Genomic DNA, 17,091 nt, shown 5'->3' with positions numbered 1-17,091 from the left:
CGGTCGCCGGCGCGGTCGTCGGGGCGGTCGACCCCGAGGCACCTCACGTCGTGCCCGCGACGGGCTCCGCGCGGTCCATGAAGCCGCTCCGGTAGGCCCAGACCACCGCCTGCGTGCGGTCGCGCGCGCCGATCTTCGCAAGCAGGTGCTTGACATGGGTGCGGACCGTCTCCGTGGAGATGAACATGGCGGCGGCGATCTCGCTCGTGGTGCGACCCGCGGCGAGCGCCCGCAGCACGTCGGCCTCCCGGCCGGTGAGCGGGACGTCCTCGCCGGCGGGACGTCGTCGGGCATGAAGCCGGAACAGACGTCTGGTGACGGACGGGGACAGGAGGGCGTCACCCGCGGCGAGGGTGCGGATCCCGGCGACGAGCTCGTCGGGGGTGGCCCGCTTGAGGAGGAAGCCGTCGGCGCCGGCGGCGATCGCGTCGTCGACGACGTCGTCGAGATCGAAGGTGGTCAGGACGAGGACGGACGGACGCGGCGCGGCCCAGGAGACGATCTCCCGGGTGGCGGAGTTCCCGTCCCGTCCGGGCATGCGGATGTCCATGACGACGACGTCCGGCCGCAGGCGCCGGGCGAGCTCGACACCGCTCGTGCCGTCGGCGGCCTCACCCGCCACGACGAGATCCGGCTCGGCGTCCACGAGCGCGCGCAGGCCGCCACGGACCAGGGCGTCGTCGTCCACGAGGACCACCGTGGTCACGAGGGACCTCCCGCGACGAACCCGCGCAGGGGCAGCACCGCACGGACCCGGAAGCCGTCCTCGTCGGGGCCCGCCTCGAAGGCGCCGCCCTCCAGCCGGGCACGTTCGCGCATGTTCACCAGCCCGTTTCCCGGGACGTGGCCCGGCGGAACGGGCCGGGCACCGGTGCTGCGCACCTCGGCGACCACCCGGCCGTCGGCCTCGGTCACCGTGACGACGATCGCACCGCTCGCGTGCTTGAGGGCGTTCGTCAGGGCCTCCTGGACGATGAGATGGATGGCACGGGACGCTCCGGGGCCGAGCTCGGGCGGGGACAGCTCCAGGACGACGTCCCGGCCGGTGGCGCGGACGCGCTCCACGAGGAGGGCCAGGTCCGCGGTGGTGCCGTCACTCGCGAGGGTACTGTCGCCCGCGACGGCGGGATCGGCACGCACCAGCAGGTCGAGGCGGTGCAGGGCATCGCGCCCGACCGTCTCGACATGGCCGAGCGCCTCCTGGGCGAAGGCGGGATTGACGTCGAACACGCGGCGCGCGACCCCGGCCTGGAGCACCATCACGTTGACGGCGTGCCCGAGCGCGTCGTGCAGGTCCCGGGCCCACCGAGCACGTTCCGCCTCGACCGCGCGCTCGGCCTGGGCGGCGCGCTCGCTGCGTTCGCTGCGCAGCCGCGCCTGGACGGCCTCCGCCTCGACACGCCGCGCGTGGACCACCTCGCCGGCGATCGTCGCGAACAGCACGCACAGGGCGATGCTCGCGGCCTCGTCCGTCGTGACGCGGCCGGGGCCGAAGACGCCGTAGCCGAGGACGCCGGCCGCCGTGACGACGACGGCGGGGACCCGCAGCCCGCGTCCGGAGGCCGCGAAGCAGGCGTACAGGGCGATCCAGACCGGCCATTGCACGGCGGAGACGCTGTAGCCGGCGAACGCGTTGAGCACGACGACGCCGCTGCAGCACGTCAGGACGACCAGCGGTGCGCGGCGCAGTCCGAGCAACGCCACCAGGGAGACGACGACGAGCACGACGCCGAGCGCGTCCGGCTCCCGGAAGGACGCGTCCTCGGGGGCGAGCGGGTTCAGCCCGGTGAGGATGATGATCAGGGCGAGGGCGGCTGCCGTGAGGGCCCACGCGGGGCGACGCGCGCGGGCTGCCACAGGGGCCTGGCCGTCTGCGTGGGGCGCGTCGTCAGGACCGGGGCGCATGCTGCATCCTGCGCCACGCCGGTCCGTCACCGCCAGTACCGAACCGGCCGGCGGCCGGATATCACCCGCATGGGGTAGGCCGGCTCCCCCGGAGAAGCACGTCCGCTCGACCCGGCCGGAGGACGCGCCCGGCGGCGTCGCGCGCCTAGCGTGTGACGCGTCGTGGCCGCCGTCCTTCCGGGAGTACTCATGTCCGTTGACCTCGAACGTCCCCGCTCCGTCCGCACGCGGCGAGGATGGTTCGTCTGGCTGGCTCTGACGTCCGTCGCGATCGCGGTGTACGCGCCCTTTCCCTACCTGACGAGCTCCCTGGCCTCGCTCGCGGTGGACGACGGCGGGCTGGCGGCGAACTACGTCTCGCGCCCGCCGGCGATCCAGGCGGCGCTCTACCTCCACATCGTGGCCGGCGGGCTCGCTCTCGGCCTGTCTCCGTTGCAGCTCGCGCGGCGGGTCCGGGCACGGGCGCCACGGCTCCACCGCGTGGTGGGACGGGTCGTGATCGCGGCGATGACGATGGGCGGGCTGTCGGGAATGGTGCTGTCCGGCGTCAACGCGGCAGGACCCGTGGGCGTCGCCGGGTTCGGCCTGCTGGGTGCCCTCTGGGTGGTGTTCCCCGTGCTCGCGCTGCGCGCGATCCGGCGTCGCGACGTGCGCGCCCACGAGCGGTGGATGGTCCGGGGCTTCGCGCTCACCTATGCCGGCGTGATGCTGCGCCTGTGGCTCGTGCTCCTCCTGACCGCCCAGGGGGCGGCGGGCATCCCCGCGGACGTCGCCTTCGAGCGCGCCTATGCGTTCATGCCGTTCCTGTGCTGGGTGCCGAACCTGGTGGTGGCCGAGCTGTACCTGCGTCGCAGAGCCTGAAAGATCTCCCGCGGACACGGCCGACCGAAGGTCCGAACTCGGGGGGCCGAGGAGGCCGGGACGCAGTCCCCCGGGACGGGGCCGAAGGTTCCGCCCCCGAAAGACGTGACGAAGGCGAGGTGGTCCGGCTTCGCCGGTCACACCTCGCCCCTCGTCGAGTGGAGCTGCCGGGAATCGAACCCGGGTCCGGTGACGCTTTTCCAGGACTTCTCCGGGCGCAGTCTGCTGGGATTTTCTCGGCCCCCGCGCTAGCGCAGACTCATTCGCGGACGGGCTCAGTCACCTAAGTGTCCCTGTGGCCCCGATGACGAGGACTACAGGCAGTGGCTTCCTAGATGACGCAGGCGACCGGGGCGGAAGCAATCCCCGGGCCCACGGACTTCGGGCTCGCTCAGGCGGCGAGGGCGAAGTCGTTGCGCGTGTTATCGGCAACTATTGGTTTACAGGCATCGTTAACGAGATAAGCCTGCATCCTCGGCCCGCTTCTCCTCGAAGCACGACCACCGTCGAAACCGATCAGCCCCATGTTGAGTTGACAACGTACTGCGTGTCCCGCCGTGCCCGCGAGGGCCCGGCAAGATCATCATCATAGTCGGTCAACACGCCGGGACCACACCTTATTTCCGCAGGAGCCGCCGCGGACGCCGTCGTCGTCGGACCTCCCCCGGCGGAACGCCGCGCGGCCGCGCGTTCCGCACGGACCGCGCAACGCGCGGGCCGCCGGAGCGCGCACAACGCGCGGACCGCCCCCCTCAGCCGATGCTGAGCCGCTCGTGGTGCAGGTCACGACGGCGCACGCCCAGCCGCCTGCAGGCCCGGGCCACCGAGCAGACCAGGCCCGGCGGCCCGCACACGAACACCTCGCGGCCGGCCACGTCCGGGACCGCGGCCAGCAGGCCCTGCTCGTCGAGCGGGTCGCGGCCCAGGTCGGCCCGTCGTCCGACCACGGGCACGTACCCGGCACCGAGGGCGGCCAGCAGCTCCTGCCCGAGCGCCAGGTCCTCGGCGGTGCTCGCGCGGTGCACGACGACGACGTCGCGCCCCTCCCGCGAGAACTCCTCGGCGAGCGCCCGCACCGGCCCGATGCCGGACCCGCCGGCGACCAGCAGCACCGCCGTGCCGCGCGCCCGCGCGGACGTGAACAGCCCGAACGGCCCCTCCAGCAGGACGCGCGTCCCCGGGCGCAGCGCGGCGACCGCGCTCGAGTGGTCCCCGAGGGCGCCCACGGTGAACCTGGTGAGCCCTTCGGCCGGGCACATGGCCGAGACGGAATAGGGGTGGGCCGTCACGGCGTGCCGGCGGTCCAGGAAGCGCACGAGGTAGAACTGCCCGGGCCGGGTCCCGAGCCGGTCCACGGCGCGGCCCCGCACCCACACGCTCGTGACCCGCGGCGACTCGGCCACCACGGCCTCGACCCGGAACCGGTGCCGGGCGAGCATCACGAGCGGCCGCACGACCCGCCACGTCAGCAGCACCGCGCCGGACGCGACATGCATCGCCGTCCAGACCGCGGTGGTGACCGGATGCCCCGCGAACTGGGTCCCGGCCAGGATCTGGTGCCAGAACGACAGGTAGATCCCGAGGTACATCGTCAGGTGGATCGCGAGCCACACCTCGTACGAGAGCCGCCTGCGGATCCACCGCATCGACACGACCCCGGCGCCCGTCACGAGCGCCGTCCCGAGGTAGGCCTCCAGGAGCCGCGGCTCGGCCAGCAGCGCGGGGACCTGCGCCCACACGGCGGTCGCCTCGCGCAGCGCACGGCCGGTGACCGCGAGCACGACGTGCGCCACGACCAGCAGCATCGCCCCCGACCCGAGCCGCCGGTGGCACGCCACGAGCACGTCGAGCCCGTACGCCCGCTCCACGAACGGCGCCCGCGACACCGCCACGAACAGCACGCAGACGAGGTAGGACGCCAGCAGCCCGGCGAGCCGGCCGAGCCCGGCGACGACGTCGGCCGGCGCGGGATCCGGCAGCACCGGGTGGGCGACGGTGACGTACCAGAACGATACGACCCCCGCTCCGCCGCCCCAGACGCCGTACCGGACCGCCGCACGCCACGGCGCGGGGCGCAGTCGGCGCTCGACCAGGCGCCGGGCACGCCGGCTGGGAAGGGGTGCGACCTCGGCGAGGTCGGCGGGATGGCCGTGGCGCCATTGCCCGGCTCGGGTTGCGGTTGACACGGACGGGACCGTCTCGCACCGCGAGATCACGCGCCTAGAGCGCGTAGCGTTTCAGCTCAGGTCTCAGCTGAGCTTCTCGTGGTGCCGCATGGCGCGCAGGGCCTCGCGGTTGTCCTGCTGCTCGCGCAGGGTCTGCCGCTTGTCGTACTCCTTCTTGCCGCGCGCGAGCGCGATCTCGACCTTGGCCCGGCCGTCCAGGAAGTACAGGCGCAACGGGATGACCGTGTGCCCCTTCTCGTGGGACCTGGCCTCCAGGCGCAGGATCTCGTCCTTGTGCAGCAGCAGCTTGCGCTTGCGGCGCGGCGAGTGGTTGTTCCACGTGCCCTGGAAGTACTCCGGGATGTGCACGGCCTCCAGCCACGCCTCGCCGCGGTCCAGGTGCACGTAGCCGTCCACGAGCGACGCCCGGCCCTCACGGAGCGCCTTGACCTCCGTGCCCCACAGCACGATCCCGGCCTCGAAGACGTCCTCGATCACGTAGTCGTGACGCGCCTTCTTGTTGTTGGCCACGACCTTGCGCGGGTCCTCGGACTTCTGCTTCTTGGCGCCCTTCGCCATGATCTCCCTCCACCGTCACCGCATGCACGCCGGCGCTCCGTCGTCGCACCGGGTCAGCGACGCTCCAGGATACGCGCCTGGCCCGCGCCCGCCACGTCTTTACCGGCGGCCCTCAGCCGAGGTAGATCATCGGGTCGACCGTGGAGCCGTTCCGGTAGACCTCGAAGTGGAGGTGGCAGGCGGTGGACGTGCCCGTGGTGCCCGAGAAGCCGATCACCTGGCCGCGCGACACCGTCTGGCCCGGCGACACCGCCCAGCTCGTGAGGTGGTTGTAGCTCGACATCAGGCTGTCGCCGCCGCTGGTGTACCCGTGGTCGAGGATCACCTGATTCCCCAGGCCTGCCACGGTCCGCGAGTACAGCACGGTGCCGGAGCTCGCGGCCAGGATCGGCGTCCCGCAGTAGGCCGAGAAGTCCGTGCCCGCGTGCAGGCGCCAGTAGTGCAGGATCGGGTGGAACCGCATCCCGTAGGGCGACGTCACGATCGCGCTCGCCGTCGGGTACGAGAGGTACGACGACGACGGCGCCTGCGGCGCTTCCCCGCCCGCCTCCGGGACGCTCCTGCCGCCGCCCCCGCCGCCGCGGCTCGCCCGCTCGGCCGCCCGGCGCTCGCGCTCGGCCTGCTCCGCCTGCTCGGCGATGATCCGCCGGAGGTCCGCCTCGATGTCGGTGATCGCCTGGGCGGTCTCGTCCAGCGACCGCTTCGCGGCCTGCCGGCGACCCTCGATGCGGTTCTTGAGCTCGGTCTGCTCGGCGATCAGGTCCTCGATCTCCGCCTTCTTCTCGGCCGCCTGCCCGCGGGCGACCTCCCGGCGCTCGACGTTCTCGTCCGCGAGCCGCTTCAGCTCCGCGACGGTCTCGCGGATCGCGGTGAGCCGGGCCCTGAGGTTGCGGGCCTGCGCCTCGGAGTCCCGCAGCTCCGCCAGCGCACGCGCCTGGCTGCGGGCCGCGGACGACGACACCGCATACCCGTCGAGGAACTCCTCGGTGCTCTGCGCGCCCGTGACCAGCCCGAACGCCGTCGTCTTCCCGGCCGAGCGGAAGTCCTCACGGGCCATCTGCACGATGTCCGCGCGGGCGAGGTCGGCCTTGCCGGCGTCGTCGGCGATCTGGCCGGTGACCCGCGTCTCCTCGGCCTCGGCGGCGGTGAGCCGCTGCGCGAGGATCGCGGCCTCGCGCTCGGCCCGCTCCAGGTCGGCCTCGGCCTGGGCCAGCTCGGCCTCGGCGACGGGCAGGCGCCCCTCGACGTCGTTCAGCTCCAGCGCGGCCTGCGCGAGCTTCGCGTCGGTGTGCTCGAGGTGGGCCTCGAGCTCCTCGCGCTCGGCCTCCTTCGCGGCGGCCTCCGCCTCGGCGGCCGCGCGCTGGTCGTCGAGATCGTCCGCGAGCGCGGGGACGACGACGGCCGCGCCGCCTCCCGCGATCAGGGTCGCGGCGATCACGGCCGCGGTGGCGCGATGCGCCAGGCGGACCGTCAGGCCGACGACGGCGCCGGGCATCGTGCGGAAACTCGTCCGGGAGGCCGTGCGGGACGGCGCGCCGGACGGCGTGCGGGGAACCTTGCGGAACGTCGTACGGGACATCATCAGATCCTCGTGTACCGGTTGAGCGTGACGACCGAGCTGACGGCGGCGAGCGCCATGGCCCCCAGGACCAGGAACGGCGCGACGGTCAGCACGTCGCCGGCGTCGACATAGGCCACCCAGTCGACGGATTGTTCCAGCCAGTCGGTGACCAGGAAACGGACCGCGAGCCAGAGCCCGGCTCCGGCGAACAGCGCGCCGGTGACCGCGGCGATGGCCCCCTCCAGCAGGAAGGGCAGCTGCACGAACAGGTTGGACGCGCCCACCAGCCGCATGATCTCGGTCTCCTTGCGGCGCGAGACGGCGGACAGCCGGATGGTGGTGGTGATCAGCAGCGCGGCGGCCAGGAGCATGACCCCGGCCAGGCCGGCCGCCAGCAGGGTCGCCACGTTGAGCGTGCGGAAGAGGGGCTCGAAGACGGCCCGCTGGTCCTCGACGAGCTCGACGCCGGCCCGGCCGGTGAGCACGTCGCTGACGACGGCGAACTCCTCCGGGTTCACGAGCTCGAGGCGCAGGGAGGCCTGCATGTCGTCCTGCGTCAGCTGCGTGCCCTGGTAGCCGTCGGGGTAGCGCTCCTGGAAGGCCTCGAACGCGTCGGCCTTGGTCTCGGTGTAGACGGCGCCGACCTCGTCGGCCAGCTCGGTGTCGATGACCTCGCGGACGGCGTCGACCTGCTGCTCCGTGGCCTCGCCGCCGGCGCAGGTGGGGGCGAGCGACCCCTCGGGGCACAGGAACACGGAGACCTGCACGAGGTCGTACCAGTCGTCCTTGAGCTTGCCGATCTGGGTCTGCAGGAGCGCGCCCGCGCCGACGAACGTGAGCGACACGAACGTCACGAGGACGACGGCGACCACCATGGTGGTGTTGCGCCGCAGGCCCGCGAAGACCTCGCCGGCGACGAACTGGAAGCGCACCTCAGGCCTCCCCGGCGAGCACGGGCGGGCGGCCGAGCCCGGGAAGGATGGACTCGCGTTCCCCGTAGGCACCCGAGGCCTCGTCGCGCACGACGACGCCGTCGGACAGCTCGACGACGCGACGGCGCATCTCGTTGACGATCTCGTCGTCGTGGGTGGCCATCACCACCGTGGTGCCCGTGTTGTTGATGCTCTCCAGCAGGCGCATGATGCCGAGGCTGGTGGTGGGGTCGAGGTTGCCGGTGGGCTCGTCGGCGAGCAGGATCTGCGGCCGGTTGACGATGGCGCGCGCGATCGCGGCGCGCTGCTGCTCGCCGCCGGACAGCTCGGTGGGCATGCGCTTCTCCTTGCCCGCCAGGCCCACCATCTCCAGCACCTCGGGGACGGCGGCGCGCACCACGGACCGGGGCTTCCCGATCACCTTGAGCGCGAACGCGACGTTCTCGTAGACGGTCTTGTTCTGCAGCAGGCGGAAGTCCTGGAAGACGACGCCGAGCTGCCTGCGCAGCTTCGGCACCCGCCAGCCGGACAGCCTCCCGACGTCGCGCCCCGCGACGTAGACGTCGCCCCGTGTCGGGCGGTGCTCCCTGAGGATCAGGGAGAGGAAGGTCGACTTGCCGGAGCCGGAGGCTCCGACCAGGAACACGAACTCGCCGCGCTGCACGTCCACGGAGACGTCCTGGAGGGCGGGCCGCGCACCACGCGTGTAGACCTTCGACACGTTCTCGAACCGAATCACGCGGACTCCCTCGGGTCTGGCACGGCCCCGGTCCGGGACCGGAGGGAATCGCCTTGCCGAAGTGACACCAGACGGTGCACTCGGCCATGCCACCAGATGGTGGATCAGGCGATGACCCTCATTGAGAGGCTAAGCGTGATATGGCCGTCGCACACGGCGGGACACGCCCAGGCGCCCGTTTCCTGCCGGGCCGGGCGCGGGTAATTTTCGGGTGAATTATCGGGATAATATCCGGGATTCAGGAATTGGCGATCGCCTGGTTGCGCCGCCAGCGGATGCCCGCCTCGATGAAGTCGTCGATCGCGCCGTCGAACACCGCCTGGGTGTTGCCCTGCTCGTGCTCGGTGCGCAGATCCTTGACCATCTGGTACGGCTGGAGCACGTAGGAGCGCATCTGGTCGCCCCAGCTCGCCTTGATGTCGCCGGCGAGCTCCTTCTTCTTCGCGGCCTCCTGCTGCTGACGCAGCAGCAGCAGGCGCGACTGCAGCACGCGGTACGCGGCGGCGCGGTTCTGGATCTGGGACTTCTCGTTCTGCATGGAGACGACGACGCCGGTGGGGATGTGCGTCATCCGGACCGCCGAGTCCGTGGTGTTCACGGACTGACCGCCCGGGCCCGACGACCGGAACACGTCGATCTTCAGCTCGGAGTCGGGGATGTCGATGTGGTCGGTGGTCTCGATGAGCGGGACCACCTCGACGGCCGCGAACGACGTCTGCCGCCGCCCCTGGTTGTCGAACGGCGAGATGCGCACGAGGCGGTGCGTCCCGGCCTCCACCGACATGGTGCCGAACGCGTACGGGGCGTTGATCTCGAACGTCGCCGACTTCAGGCCGGCCTCCTCCGCGTACGAGGTGTCGCCCACCTTGGTGGGGTAGCCGTGCCGCTCGGCCCAGCGCAGGTACATGCGCAGCAGCATCTCGGCGAAGTCCGCGGCGTCGACGCCGCCCGCGCCCGCGCGGATCGTGACGACGGCCTCGCGGGCGTCGTACTCGCCGTTCAGCAGGGTGCGGACCTCCAGCACCTCCAGGTCCTTGCGGATCCCGGCGAGCTCGGTCTCGGCCTCGGCGAGCGAGTCGGCGTCGTTCATCTCCTCGCCGAGCTCGACCAGCGTCTCGACGTCGTCGATGCGGGCGCCGAGCTTGGTCATGCGGTCCAGTTCCGACTGCGCGGCCGACAGCGCGGACGTGACCTTCTGGCCGTTCTCCGGGTCGTCCCAGAGGTCGGGTGCGGCGGCCTGATCCGACAGCTCGGTGATCTTGGCCTGCAGCGCGCTGGGGTCGCTGACCGCCTCGATCGACTCGAGGGTCGATCGGAGGGCCTTGATCTCGGACGGGAAGTCGATGGTTGCCACGAGGATCCAGCCTACCCGGCCCGGCTGACAGCCGCGGAGTGCTTTACCAGGCCCGGGCCGTGGACGTGGCCGTCAGCACGATCGGGGCGGTCTCGTGGGTGAACCACTCCAGGAGCGGCGGGCGGCTCGGGGCCGCCAGGGAGACCCGGGCGGACCTGCCGTCCGGCGAGCCCGCCTCGGTCACGACGAGCCCTTCCGGTGCGGCGGCCGGGTGCTCGGCGAGGTAACGGTCGACGGCGGCCGCGACGGCGTCGTCGTCCAGCGCGAGCAGGCCGGTGCCCGCGCGCGGATCGCCCAGCCCCCGGGCGTAGAGCCGCTCCTCGGAGACGGCCTGCGCGGCGTCCGCCGCGAGCAGGTCGGCCAGGTCCGCGAGCCGCTTCCGGTCGAGGTGCACGGCCGACGCCGAGGCGATCACCCCCACGAGCGCCACGGCGAACGCCACGAAGGCGAGGGTCAGCAGCAGGATCCGGCCGTCGTCGCCGGCCGGCCTCGCGCTGATGCCCGACGACGACGGCGGCGCGTGCGGCGACGGCGCCGACTGCTGGCGCGGAGGCGGCACGTGCGGCGGCCGCCCCGACGGCGACGGCGGACTCGGCGACCGCTCCCACGACGGCGCTTGCGGCGACGCCGGCGGCGGACACACCAGGTGAGCGATCCGCCGGAGGGTGCCGCTCATCCGCGGACCGCCCGGAAGCGGTCGACCGTCCCGGCGTGGGCGGCCTCGACCCGGATCGACGGCGGGGCTCCCGTGCCGATCGGGCCGGGGACGAACGGGAGCGGGACCGCGACCTGGACGACCGCCGCGATGTCGCCGCCCGGGGTCAGGCAGGGCTGGTGCTCGCACTCCAGGTCGAGGGTCGCCGCCGCGCGAGGCAGGCCCTGGTCCCGCAGCGCGAGGCCCACCGCGGCGTCGGCACGGGCCGCGCCCTGGGCGGCGGAGTCCGCGGTGACGACGGCGCGCACCGCTTCCCGCGCCGCGGTCCCGGCCGCGAACGTCCCGGCCTGCACCCGCCCGACGACGGCGACCAGGTACACGAGCGGCACCAGCAGCAGGATCGCGAGCAGTGCCTCGACCACGGCGGATCCGGCCTCGTCCCGCGGCCCGCGCCCCCGGACGGGCCGAGCGTCCCCGTCCCGCGGCCCGCGCCCCCGGACGGGCCGAGCGTCCCCGTCCCGCGGCCCGCGCCCCCGCACGAGCCGAAGGCTCTCGTCCCGCCGCGTGCGACCCCGGACGGGCCGGGCGTCCCCGGCTGGCGGCCGGCCGGCGGCGGGCCGACGACGGCAACCCGCCGGACTCCCGGTCACGGTTCCTCCAGGGCGTGGCCGCGGACGGTGACGCCGCCCGGCGGGCCGATCAGGCCGACGACCGGGAGCGGCGTCGTGACCTCGACCTCGATCACCGGCAGGCCGTTCAGCGTGGTCTCGGCGGCGGTCACCCGGCGCGCGTAGCCGGCGGTCAGGGACCCGGCCAGGAGCTCGCGGGTGCGGGCGACGCCGTCGGCCGGGCCGCGGTCGGCGCGGGCAGCCACCCGCGCGCCCTCGGCGGCGGCGTCGATCGCCAGGGCCCGGACGTGGGCCGCGAGCGCCACCTGGACCACGCCGAGGAACAGCGCCAGCACGAACGCCGTCACGACCAGCGCCTCGGCGACCGCCGACCCGCGTTCGCCGGACGGGTTCACCCCTGGCCCGTGACGGACGAGATCGCCTGCCGGAACGCGCCCTCCAGGAGCGGGCCGGCGACGGCCCACAGCGCGACGACCAGTCCCGCGGTCATCAACGTCACGAGCACCCAACCCGGGACGTCGCCTCTCTCGGGATCGCGGGCACGATCCCGGGTGACGGGCGTGACGTCGCTCTTCTTCACCATCGTGCTCCCCCTGAGCTGGTCCGGGTGATTCCCTCCGGCGCCCGGACGGTGCGCCGCCGAGCCGACTTTATGGGTATCCGACCTGTTCCGCCCGCCACAAACGGGGATCCTGTGGATAACTCCGGCCGGCCGGAACGCCTCGGGCCCCTTTCCCGGCCGGGCCCCCGCGTCAGAACCCCACTCGCAGGGCCGCGAGACTCGGGAACACGGCGAACATGACGGTGACGGGCAGGATCAGGAAGACGACCGGGACGAGCATGGCGATCTCCCGGCGGCCGCCCGACTCGATGAGGGAGCGGCGTCCGGCCTCCCGGACGTCCTGGGCCTGTGCCTGCAGGACGCCCGCCAGCGGGGTACCGCGCTCGAGCGCCACCACGACCGCGTCGGCGAACCGGCTCAGCGGGACGCAGCCGGTCCGGGCGGACATGGCGGTGAGCGCGTCGGGCACGGACGCGCCGGCCCGGACGGCCCGGACCACCCGGGTCAGCTCGCGGGAGAGCTCGCCGGTGGTCCCGCGGGCGACGCGGTCGAGCGCCGCCGCGGGTCCCTCGCCGGCGGCGACGGCGAGCGCGAGGAGGTCGGCGACCGCGGGGAACTCGGCGAGCATGCGCTCCTCGCGGCGCCGGATCGTCCAGGTCAGCGCCTGATCGCAGGCGACGTACCCGGCCGCGCCGCTCGCCAGGACGAGGGCGCCGAGCACCACGACGGGCGCGGGCCGCACCAGCGCGAGGACCAGCGCCAGCGCGAGCCCGGCCGCGAGCCCGAGCACGGTCCAGGTGAGCTGCCGGGCCCGGAAGTGCTCCACGGACTGTCCCGTTCCGGCGCGATCCAGGCGGCGGCGCAGACCCGCGGCCGGCGAGCCGAGGCGTTCCAGGCGCTCCGCGACCGAGGGCAGGCCGACCAGTTCCACGAGCAGGCCGAACGGTCCGGGACGCCCGCGGGCGTCGTCGTGCAGCAGGGACGAGGTGGCCGGGCGCGGGCGAAGGTACGGTTCGAGCCGCTCGGCCAGGCCGGGGCTGCGGGCGCGCAGGCCCGCCCGGATCAGCCACAGGCCGACGCCGATCCCGAGACCGGCGACGCCGCCCCAGGCCGCCCACCCGGTGGTCCAGCCGTGCGCCCAGCCACTGACCCACTCGGTCACCGGCACGTTCGCCCAGCCGGTCACCGCAGCACCCGGGCCTCGGCGGGAAGCCTGCCGACCCGCAGCATCAGGCGGTAGGCCACCAGCGAACAGGTCGCTCCGGCGACGAGCACCGCCGCCCCGGCAGCGGAGTCGTACGCGGCGGCCGCGCCGGGCCGGGTCGCCAGGAGCCCGAGCACGAGCCACGGCCCGGCGACGGCCACGCGGGCCCCGTTCACGGTCCAGCTCTGACGGGCCTCCAGCTCACCGCGCGTGCGCTGATCGTCGCGCAGAAACGCGGACAGGGTGCGCAACAGCCTGCCCAGGTCACGGCCGCCGACGTCGTGCGTGATCCGCAGGGCCTCGATGATCCTGTCGGCGACGGGGTCGGCGAGCCGGTCCTTGAGCGCGGTGAGGCAGTCGCCGAACCGCCCGGACGCCCGGAAGTCCTGCGCGAACTGCGCGAACGGCTCCCGCAGCGGAACGGGCCCGCGCTCGGCGAGCTGCGCGACGGCCTCGGGCAGCGACAGCCCGGCCCGCACACCGGACGCGAGGTGGTCGACGACGTCGGGCCACACCGTGCGCAGCGCTCGCATCCGCGCCCGGGCGCGGGCACGCAGCGCGGCGCCGGGCGCCAGGCCCGCGATCACCCCGAAGCACGCCGCAACCACCGGCGACCGGGTCAGCGCGAGGGTGACCAGTCCCGTGACCAGGGCCGCGCCGCCCATCGCGGCGTACAGCGATCTCGGAGAGGACTGCGGCAGTCCGGCCTGCGCCAGCAGCTCGCGGGTCCGCCGTGCCCGTGAACCACCAGCCGTGCCGGCCGGGCGTTCCCACCACGACCACCAGAGGCACCACACGCCCGCCCCGAGCAGCAGGCCGGCCACGACACCCATCAGGAGCCCACCCGGCCGCGGGCCGCGGCTGTCCAGGGCGACTCGGACGCGGGCTCCCGGGCTGTCAGGTCCGCTCCGGCACCCGCGCCCGACCGGGTTCCCGCCGCAGCAGCAGGCCCCGGGGCGGAAGCGGGTCCCGAGACGAACGCGGGTCCGGAGGCCGACGCAAGTCCGGAGGCGGACACGGGTGCGGGCGCGGAGGCCGAAGCCGGCCGTCCGCCCCACACCGAACCCGGATCGGCGGCCTCCAGGTAGCCGGCCTGCCCGGCCAGCACCGCGCGCAGGTCGATCCCGGCGTCGGCGAACCGCTCCGGCCGCGGCGGCGTCCCGTCGCCGCGCCGCAGGTCGCCGCCGTTCCGCCGGAAGATCGTCGCCGTCTCGACGACGCCGTCCTCCACGCGGCCGGTGACGCCCAGGATCTCCCGCACCACGCGCCGCCCGCGCTCGACGCCGAGCTGGACCACGAGGTCGATCGCGGACGCGACCGTCGGGACCACGAACCTGTCGGTCACGTTCTCCCCCGCGAGCAGCGGGAGCGTGGTCATCTTGGTCACCGCCTCGCGCGCGGAGCTCGCGTGCACGGTGCACATCCCGGGAATCCCGGAGTTCAGGGCGATGAGCAGGTCGAACGCCTCCGCCTCGCGCACCTCCCCGATGACGATCCGGTCGGGGCGCATCCGCAGCGCCTCCTTGACGAGCCGCCGCAGCGGGATCTCGCCCGTCCCCTCCAGCGAGGCCTGGCGGCACTGCATGGCCACCTGATCCCGCACGGGCAGCCGCAGCTCCCAGACCTCCTCGCACACGATGACCCGCTCGTGCGCCGCGATCGACCCCGCCAGGGCGTTTAGCATCGTCGTCTTCCCGGCCTGCGTCGCGCCCGAGACCAGGACGTTCAGGCCCGCGCGCACCGCCGCGCCGAGGAACGCCGCCGCGTGCGGCGTGAGCGACCCGAGCCGCACCAGATCCTCCAGCCCGGAGGCGCGCACGACGTGCTTCCTGATGTTCACGCTCAGGTGCTCACGCGTCACCCCGGGCAGCACGGCGTGCAGCCGCTCCCCGCCGGGCAGGCACGCGTCCACGAACGGGCTGCTCAGATCCAGCCGCCGCCCGGTGGACCTCAGCATCCGCTCGACGAGGTCGCTCACCTGCTCGGCGGTCAGGATCGTCGTCGTCAGCTCGCTGGCCCCACCACGCGCCACGAACACCTGGCTCGGCGAATTGACCCAGATCTCTTCGACGTTGGGATCGTCCAGATACGACTGCAGAGGACCGAGGCCGCCGATGGCGGCATGGACCTCTTGGGCGGCCCGTCCCGCATCCTGGAGCGGTTCGACGACGCCGCGTGCGCCGCGATCCTGGTAGTCCGCCACGGCCTCACGAACCAGGTCGCCGAAGACGTCGGGCTCCGCCACCGGGTCGATGCCGCGGCGACGGACGAGCTCACGCACCTCGGCCTCGAGGGCGGCCACGCGACCCTCGTCCGGTGAGACCGACGCGGTCGCGGCACGCATGGCGTCGCGCTGTCCCTCCGCCGGGTTCTCCGCTCGTTCCACCGCAACCGGCATGACTCGCCCCCCTGAGCAAATGTGCTGGCCGTGCCCCGTGGCGACGACCAGATCGATCACCGCCGCGACGAGCCTAGGCACCCCGGCCCCAGATCGCTCACCACGACCCGAATGCCTGTGGAAAACGCACATCGGTAGTCCAGAAAGCCGAAGATCGGTAGCGTAGGGAGGCGCAAATCGGTAGCGTAGGACCCTGCAAATCTGTAGCCTAGGACCGTGGACTACATCCCTCGGATCCTCGACCGTCAGTTGGACGACCTTCTCCAAGGACTCCCCGCACTGGCGATCGTCGGCCCCAAAGCAGTAGGGAAGACCGAGACCGCCTCGCGTCGGGCCCGGTCCGTCCTGGACCTGGGCGACGAGTTCGAGCTGAGCCTGCTCCAGAACGATCCGAGCCGCCTGACGAAGGCGGAACGCCCGGTCCTTGTCGACGAATGGCAGGTGCATCCGCCCGTCTGGGATGCGGTCCGGCGCGCTGTCGACCGCGGCGCGGACGCCGGAGACTTCTTGCTGACCGGCTCGGCAGCCCCGACGAAGAAGCCTATGCACTCCGGCGCGGGCCGTATCGTCCAGATGCGCATGCGTCCGATGTCACTCGCGGAGCGGGCGCTCGGCGAGCCCACCGTGTCGCTGGGCACGCTGCTCGCAGGAGGGCGCCCGGCACTATCGGGCGGCTCCTCGGTGGGCCTTGAGGAATACGCGCGGGAGATCACCTCCTCAGGCTTTCCAGGGATACGACGCCTACCGGAGCGGTTCCGGAAGGACGCTCTTGACGGCTATCTGGCGGCTGTGGTGGACCGCGACTTCGCGGAGCTCGGTCACGTCGTACGCCGTCCCGGAACACTACGTGCCTGGTTGCGGGCATACGCGGCCGCGACATCGACGACCACCTCGTACAACTCGATACTCGAGGCCGCGACACCCGGAGACGCCGACAAGCCGGCGCGCACCACGACGGTCGCCTATCGCGAGATCCTGGAACGCATGTGGCTTGTCGAAGAGGTCCCGGCGTGGACGGGCATCGGCAGCATCATGACTGCACTCGGTGCCTCGCCGAAGCACCAGATGTGTGATCCCGCACTGGCGGCACGACTTCTGAACGTCAGCAGTGATGCGCTCCTGGAACGCGCGCATCCCGGCACCGTCCCGCTCCCACGCAACGGCTCGCTGATCGGCGCGCTCTTCGAGAGCCTGGTCACGCTGTCCGTCCAGGTCTACGCGGAAGCCCATGGAGCACGCGTCAGCCACCTGCGTACCAAGCGCGGCGAGCACGAGGTCGACCTCATCGTCGAACGCGGCGACGGCAAGATCGTGGCCATCGAGGTGAAGCTCACGGCGATCCCCGACGGGGATGACGTCCAACACCTGAGGTGGCTCCAGGACAAGCTGGGCGACGACCTGCTCGACGCCGTTCTCATCACGACCGGCCCCGCCGCATACCGACGCGACGACGGAATAGCCGTCGTACCGGCGGAACTGCTCGGTCCCTGAAACCCGGCCGAACGCGCCTCGCGCCGGCACCCGAGTGCCCGTGGGTTGAGCACCCG

At 73.1% G+C, this 17,091-nt stretch carries 16 protein-coding genes, 1 other RNA gene and 1 pseudogene; 2 read left to right on the top strand and 16 right to left on the bottom strand.

The window, feature by feature from the left end; all coding sequences use genetic code 11:
- Window positions 1–43: 43 nt before the first annotated feature.
- Both ABD208_RS04015 and ABD208_RS04010 read right to left on the bottom strand, forming a co-directional pair.
- Entirely contained in the window at window positions 44–706 is a 663-nt protein-coding gene (locus ABD208_RS04015) for a response regulator (RefSeq protein ID WP_344099725.1), read from the bottom strand.
- On the bottom strand, window positions 703–1,905 hold the full coding sequence (locus ABD208_RS04010) for a sensor histidine kinase (protein WP_344099723.1): 1,203 nt from the start codon (window positions 1,903–1,905) through the stop codon (window positions 703–705). Before ABD208_RS04010 ends, ABD208_RS04015 begins: the two co-directional genes overlap by 4 nt.
- Before the next feature lie 189 nt (window positions 1,906–2,094).
- Between ABD208_RS04010 and ABD208_RS04005 the strand changes: the two genes are divergently transcribed.
- On the top strand, window positions 2,095–2,766 hold the full coding sequence (locus ABD208_RS04005; protein WP_344099721.1) for a DUF2306 domain-containing protein: 672 nt from the start codon (window positions 2,095–2,097) through the stop codon (window positions 2,764–2,766).
- Window positions 2,767–2,922: 156 nt separating this feature from the next.
- On the opposite strand, the gene ssrA is transcribed toward ABD208_RS04005, so the two are convergent.
- From ssrA to ABD208_RS03935, 14 genes and pseudogenes are all read right to left on the bottom strand, one after another.
- Window positions 2,923–3,290, bottom strand: a transfer-messenger RNA (tmRNA) gene (gene ssrA / locus ABD208_RS04000).
- A 228-nt stretch (window positions 3,291–3,518) separates the two neighbouring features.
- Window positions 3,519–4,952 (bottom strand): ferredoxin reductase family protein, encoded by a 1,434-nt coding sequence (locus ABD208_RS03995; RefSeq protein ID WP_344099719.1) that lies wholly within the window; start codon window positions 4,950–4,952, stop codon window positions 3,519–3,521.
- A 63-nt stretch (window positions 4,953–5,015) separates the two neighbouring features.
- A complete protein-coding gene (gene smpB, locus ABD208_RS03990) occupies window positions 5,016–5,510 on the bottom strand; it encodes an SsrA-binding protein SmpB (RefSeq protein WP_344099716.1) in 495 nt (164 codons plus the stop codon).
- Between the two features lie 112 nt (window positions 5,511–5,622).
- Entirely contained in the window at window positions 5,623–7,089 is a 1,467-nt protein-coding gene (locus ABD208_RS03985; RefSeq protein ID WP_344099714.1) for a peptidoglycan DD-metalloendopeptidase family protein, read from the bottom strand.
- Between the two features lie 2 nt (window positions 7,090–7,091).
- On the bottom strand, window positions 7,092–8,003 hold the full coding sequence (gene ftsX, locus ABD208_RS03980) for a permease-like cell division protein FtsX (protein WP_344099712.1): 912 nt from the start codon (window positions 8,001–8,003) through the stop codon (window positions 7,092–7,094).
- A 1-nt stretch (window position 8,004) separates the two neighbouring features.
- Window positions 8,005–8,742 (bottom strand): cell division ATP-binding protein FtsE, encoded by a 738-nt coding sequence (ftsE, locus tag ABD208_RS03975; protein WP_344099710.1) that lies wholly within the window; start codon window positions 8,740–8,742, stop codon window positions 8,005–8,007.
- A gap of 238 nt (window positions 8,743–8,980) precedes the next feature.
- On the bottom strand, window positions 8,981–10,096 hold the full coding sequence (gene prfB / locus ABD208_RS03970) for a peptide chain release factor 2 (protein WP_344099708.1): 1,116 nt from the start codon (window positions 10,094–10,096) through the stop codon (window positions 8,981–8,983).
- 43 nt (window positions 10,097–10,139) lie between these two features.
- A complete protein-coding gene (locus ABD208_RS03965; RefSeq protein WP_344099706.1) occupies window positions 10,140–10,772 on the bottom strand; it encodes a hypothetical protein in 633 nt (210 codons plus the stop codon).
- Window positions 10,769–11,173, bottom strand: a complete 405-nt coding sequence (locus ABD208_RS03960) for a pilus assembly protein (RefSeq protein ID WP_344099704.1) — start codon at window positions 11,171–11,173, stop codon at window positions 10,769–10,771. The genes ABD208_RS03965 and ABD208_RS03960 overlap by 4 nt, the downstream gene beginning before the upstream one ends.
- 224 nt (window positions 11,174–11,397) lie before the next feature.
- Window positions 11,398–11,775 carry a TadE/TadG family type IV pilus assembly protein gene (locus ABD208_RS03955; RefSeq protein ID WP_344099703.1) on the bottom strand — a complete coding sequence of 126 codons (378 nt, stop codon included), beginning with the start codon at window positions 11,773–11,775 and terminating at the stop codon, window positions 11,398–11,400.
- Entirely contained in the window at window positions 11,772–11,963 is a 192-nt protein-coding gene (locus tag ABD208_RS03950; protein ID WP_344099702.1) for a hypothetical protein, read from the bottom strand. Before ABD208_RS03950 ends, ABD208_RS03955 begins: the two co-directional genes overlap by 4 nt.
- 169 nt (window positions 11,964–12,132) lie before the next feature.
- Entirely contained in the window at window positions 12,133–13,128 is a 996-nt protein-coding gene (locus ABD208_RS03945; RefSeq protein WP_344099700.1) for a type II secretion system F family protein, read from the bottom strand.
- Window positions 13,125–13,979, bottom strand: a complete 855-nt coding sequence (locus ABD208_RS03940) for a type II secretion system F family protein (protein ID WP_344099698.1) — start codon at window positions 13,977–13,979, stop codon at window positions 13,125–13,127. Before ABD208_RS03940 ends, ABD208_RS03945 begins: the two co-directional genes overlap by 4 nt.
- A gap of 266 nt (window positions 13,980–14,245) precedes the next feature.
- Window positions 14,246–15,490, bottom strand: a pseudogene (locus tag ABD208_RS03935) (TadA family conjugal transfer-associated ATPase); the annotation flags it as partial.
- Between the two features lie 270 nt (window positions 15,491–15,760).
- Between ABD208_RS03935 and ABD208_RS03930 the strand changes: the two are divergent.
- Entirely contained in the window at window positions 15,761–17,035 is a 1,275-nt protein-coding gene (locus ABD208_RS03930; protein WP_344099696.1) for an ATP-binding protein, read from the top strand.
- Window positions 17,036–17,091: the final 56 nt, after the last annotated feature.

Source organism: Myceligenerans crystallogenes (assembly GCF_039529775.1).
Lineage (GTDB): Bacteria > Actinomycetota > Actinomycetes > Actinomycetales > Cellulomonadaceae > Myceligenerans > Myceligenerans crystallogenes.
Note: the sequence above shows the minus strand (reverse complement) of the source record. Positions and strands in the feature narration are given on the sequence as shown.

Bases quoted from the DNA above. Each gene is read 5' to 3' on its own strand.
- ABD208_RS04010 (WP_344099723.1), bottom strand. From the start codon at position 1,905: ATGCGCCCCGGTCCTGACGACGCGCCCCACGCAGACGGCCAGGCCCCT.
- ABD208_RS04005 (WP_344099721.1), top strand. From the start codon at position 2,095: ATGTCCGTTGACCTCGAACGTCCCCGCTCCGTCCGCACGCGGCGAGGA.
- smpB (WP_344099716.1), bottom strand. From the start codon at position 5,510: ATGGCGAAGGGCGCCAAGAAGCAGAAGTCCGAGGACCCGCGCAAGGTC.
- ABD208_RS03985 (WP_344099714.1), bottom strand. From the start codon at position 7,089: ATGTCCCGTACGACGTTCCGCAAGGTTCCCCGCACGCCGTCCGGCGCG.
- ABD208_RS03965 (WP_344099706.1), bottom strand. From the start codon at position 10,772: ATGAGCGGCACCCTCCGGCGGATCGCTCACCTGGTGTGTCCGCCGCCG.
- ABD208_RS03950 (WP_344099702.1), bottom strand. From the start codon at position 11,963: ATGGTGAAGAAGAGCGACGTCACGCCCGTCACCCGGGATCGTGCCCGC.
- ABD208_RS03940 (WP_344099698.1), bottom strand. From the start codon at position 13,979: ATGGGTGTCGTGGCCGGCCTGCTGCTCGGGGCGGGCGTGTGGTGCCTC.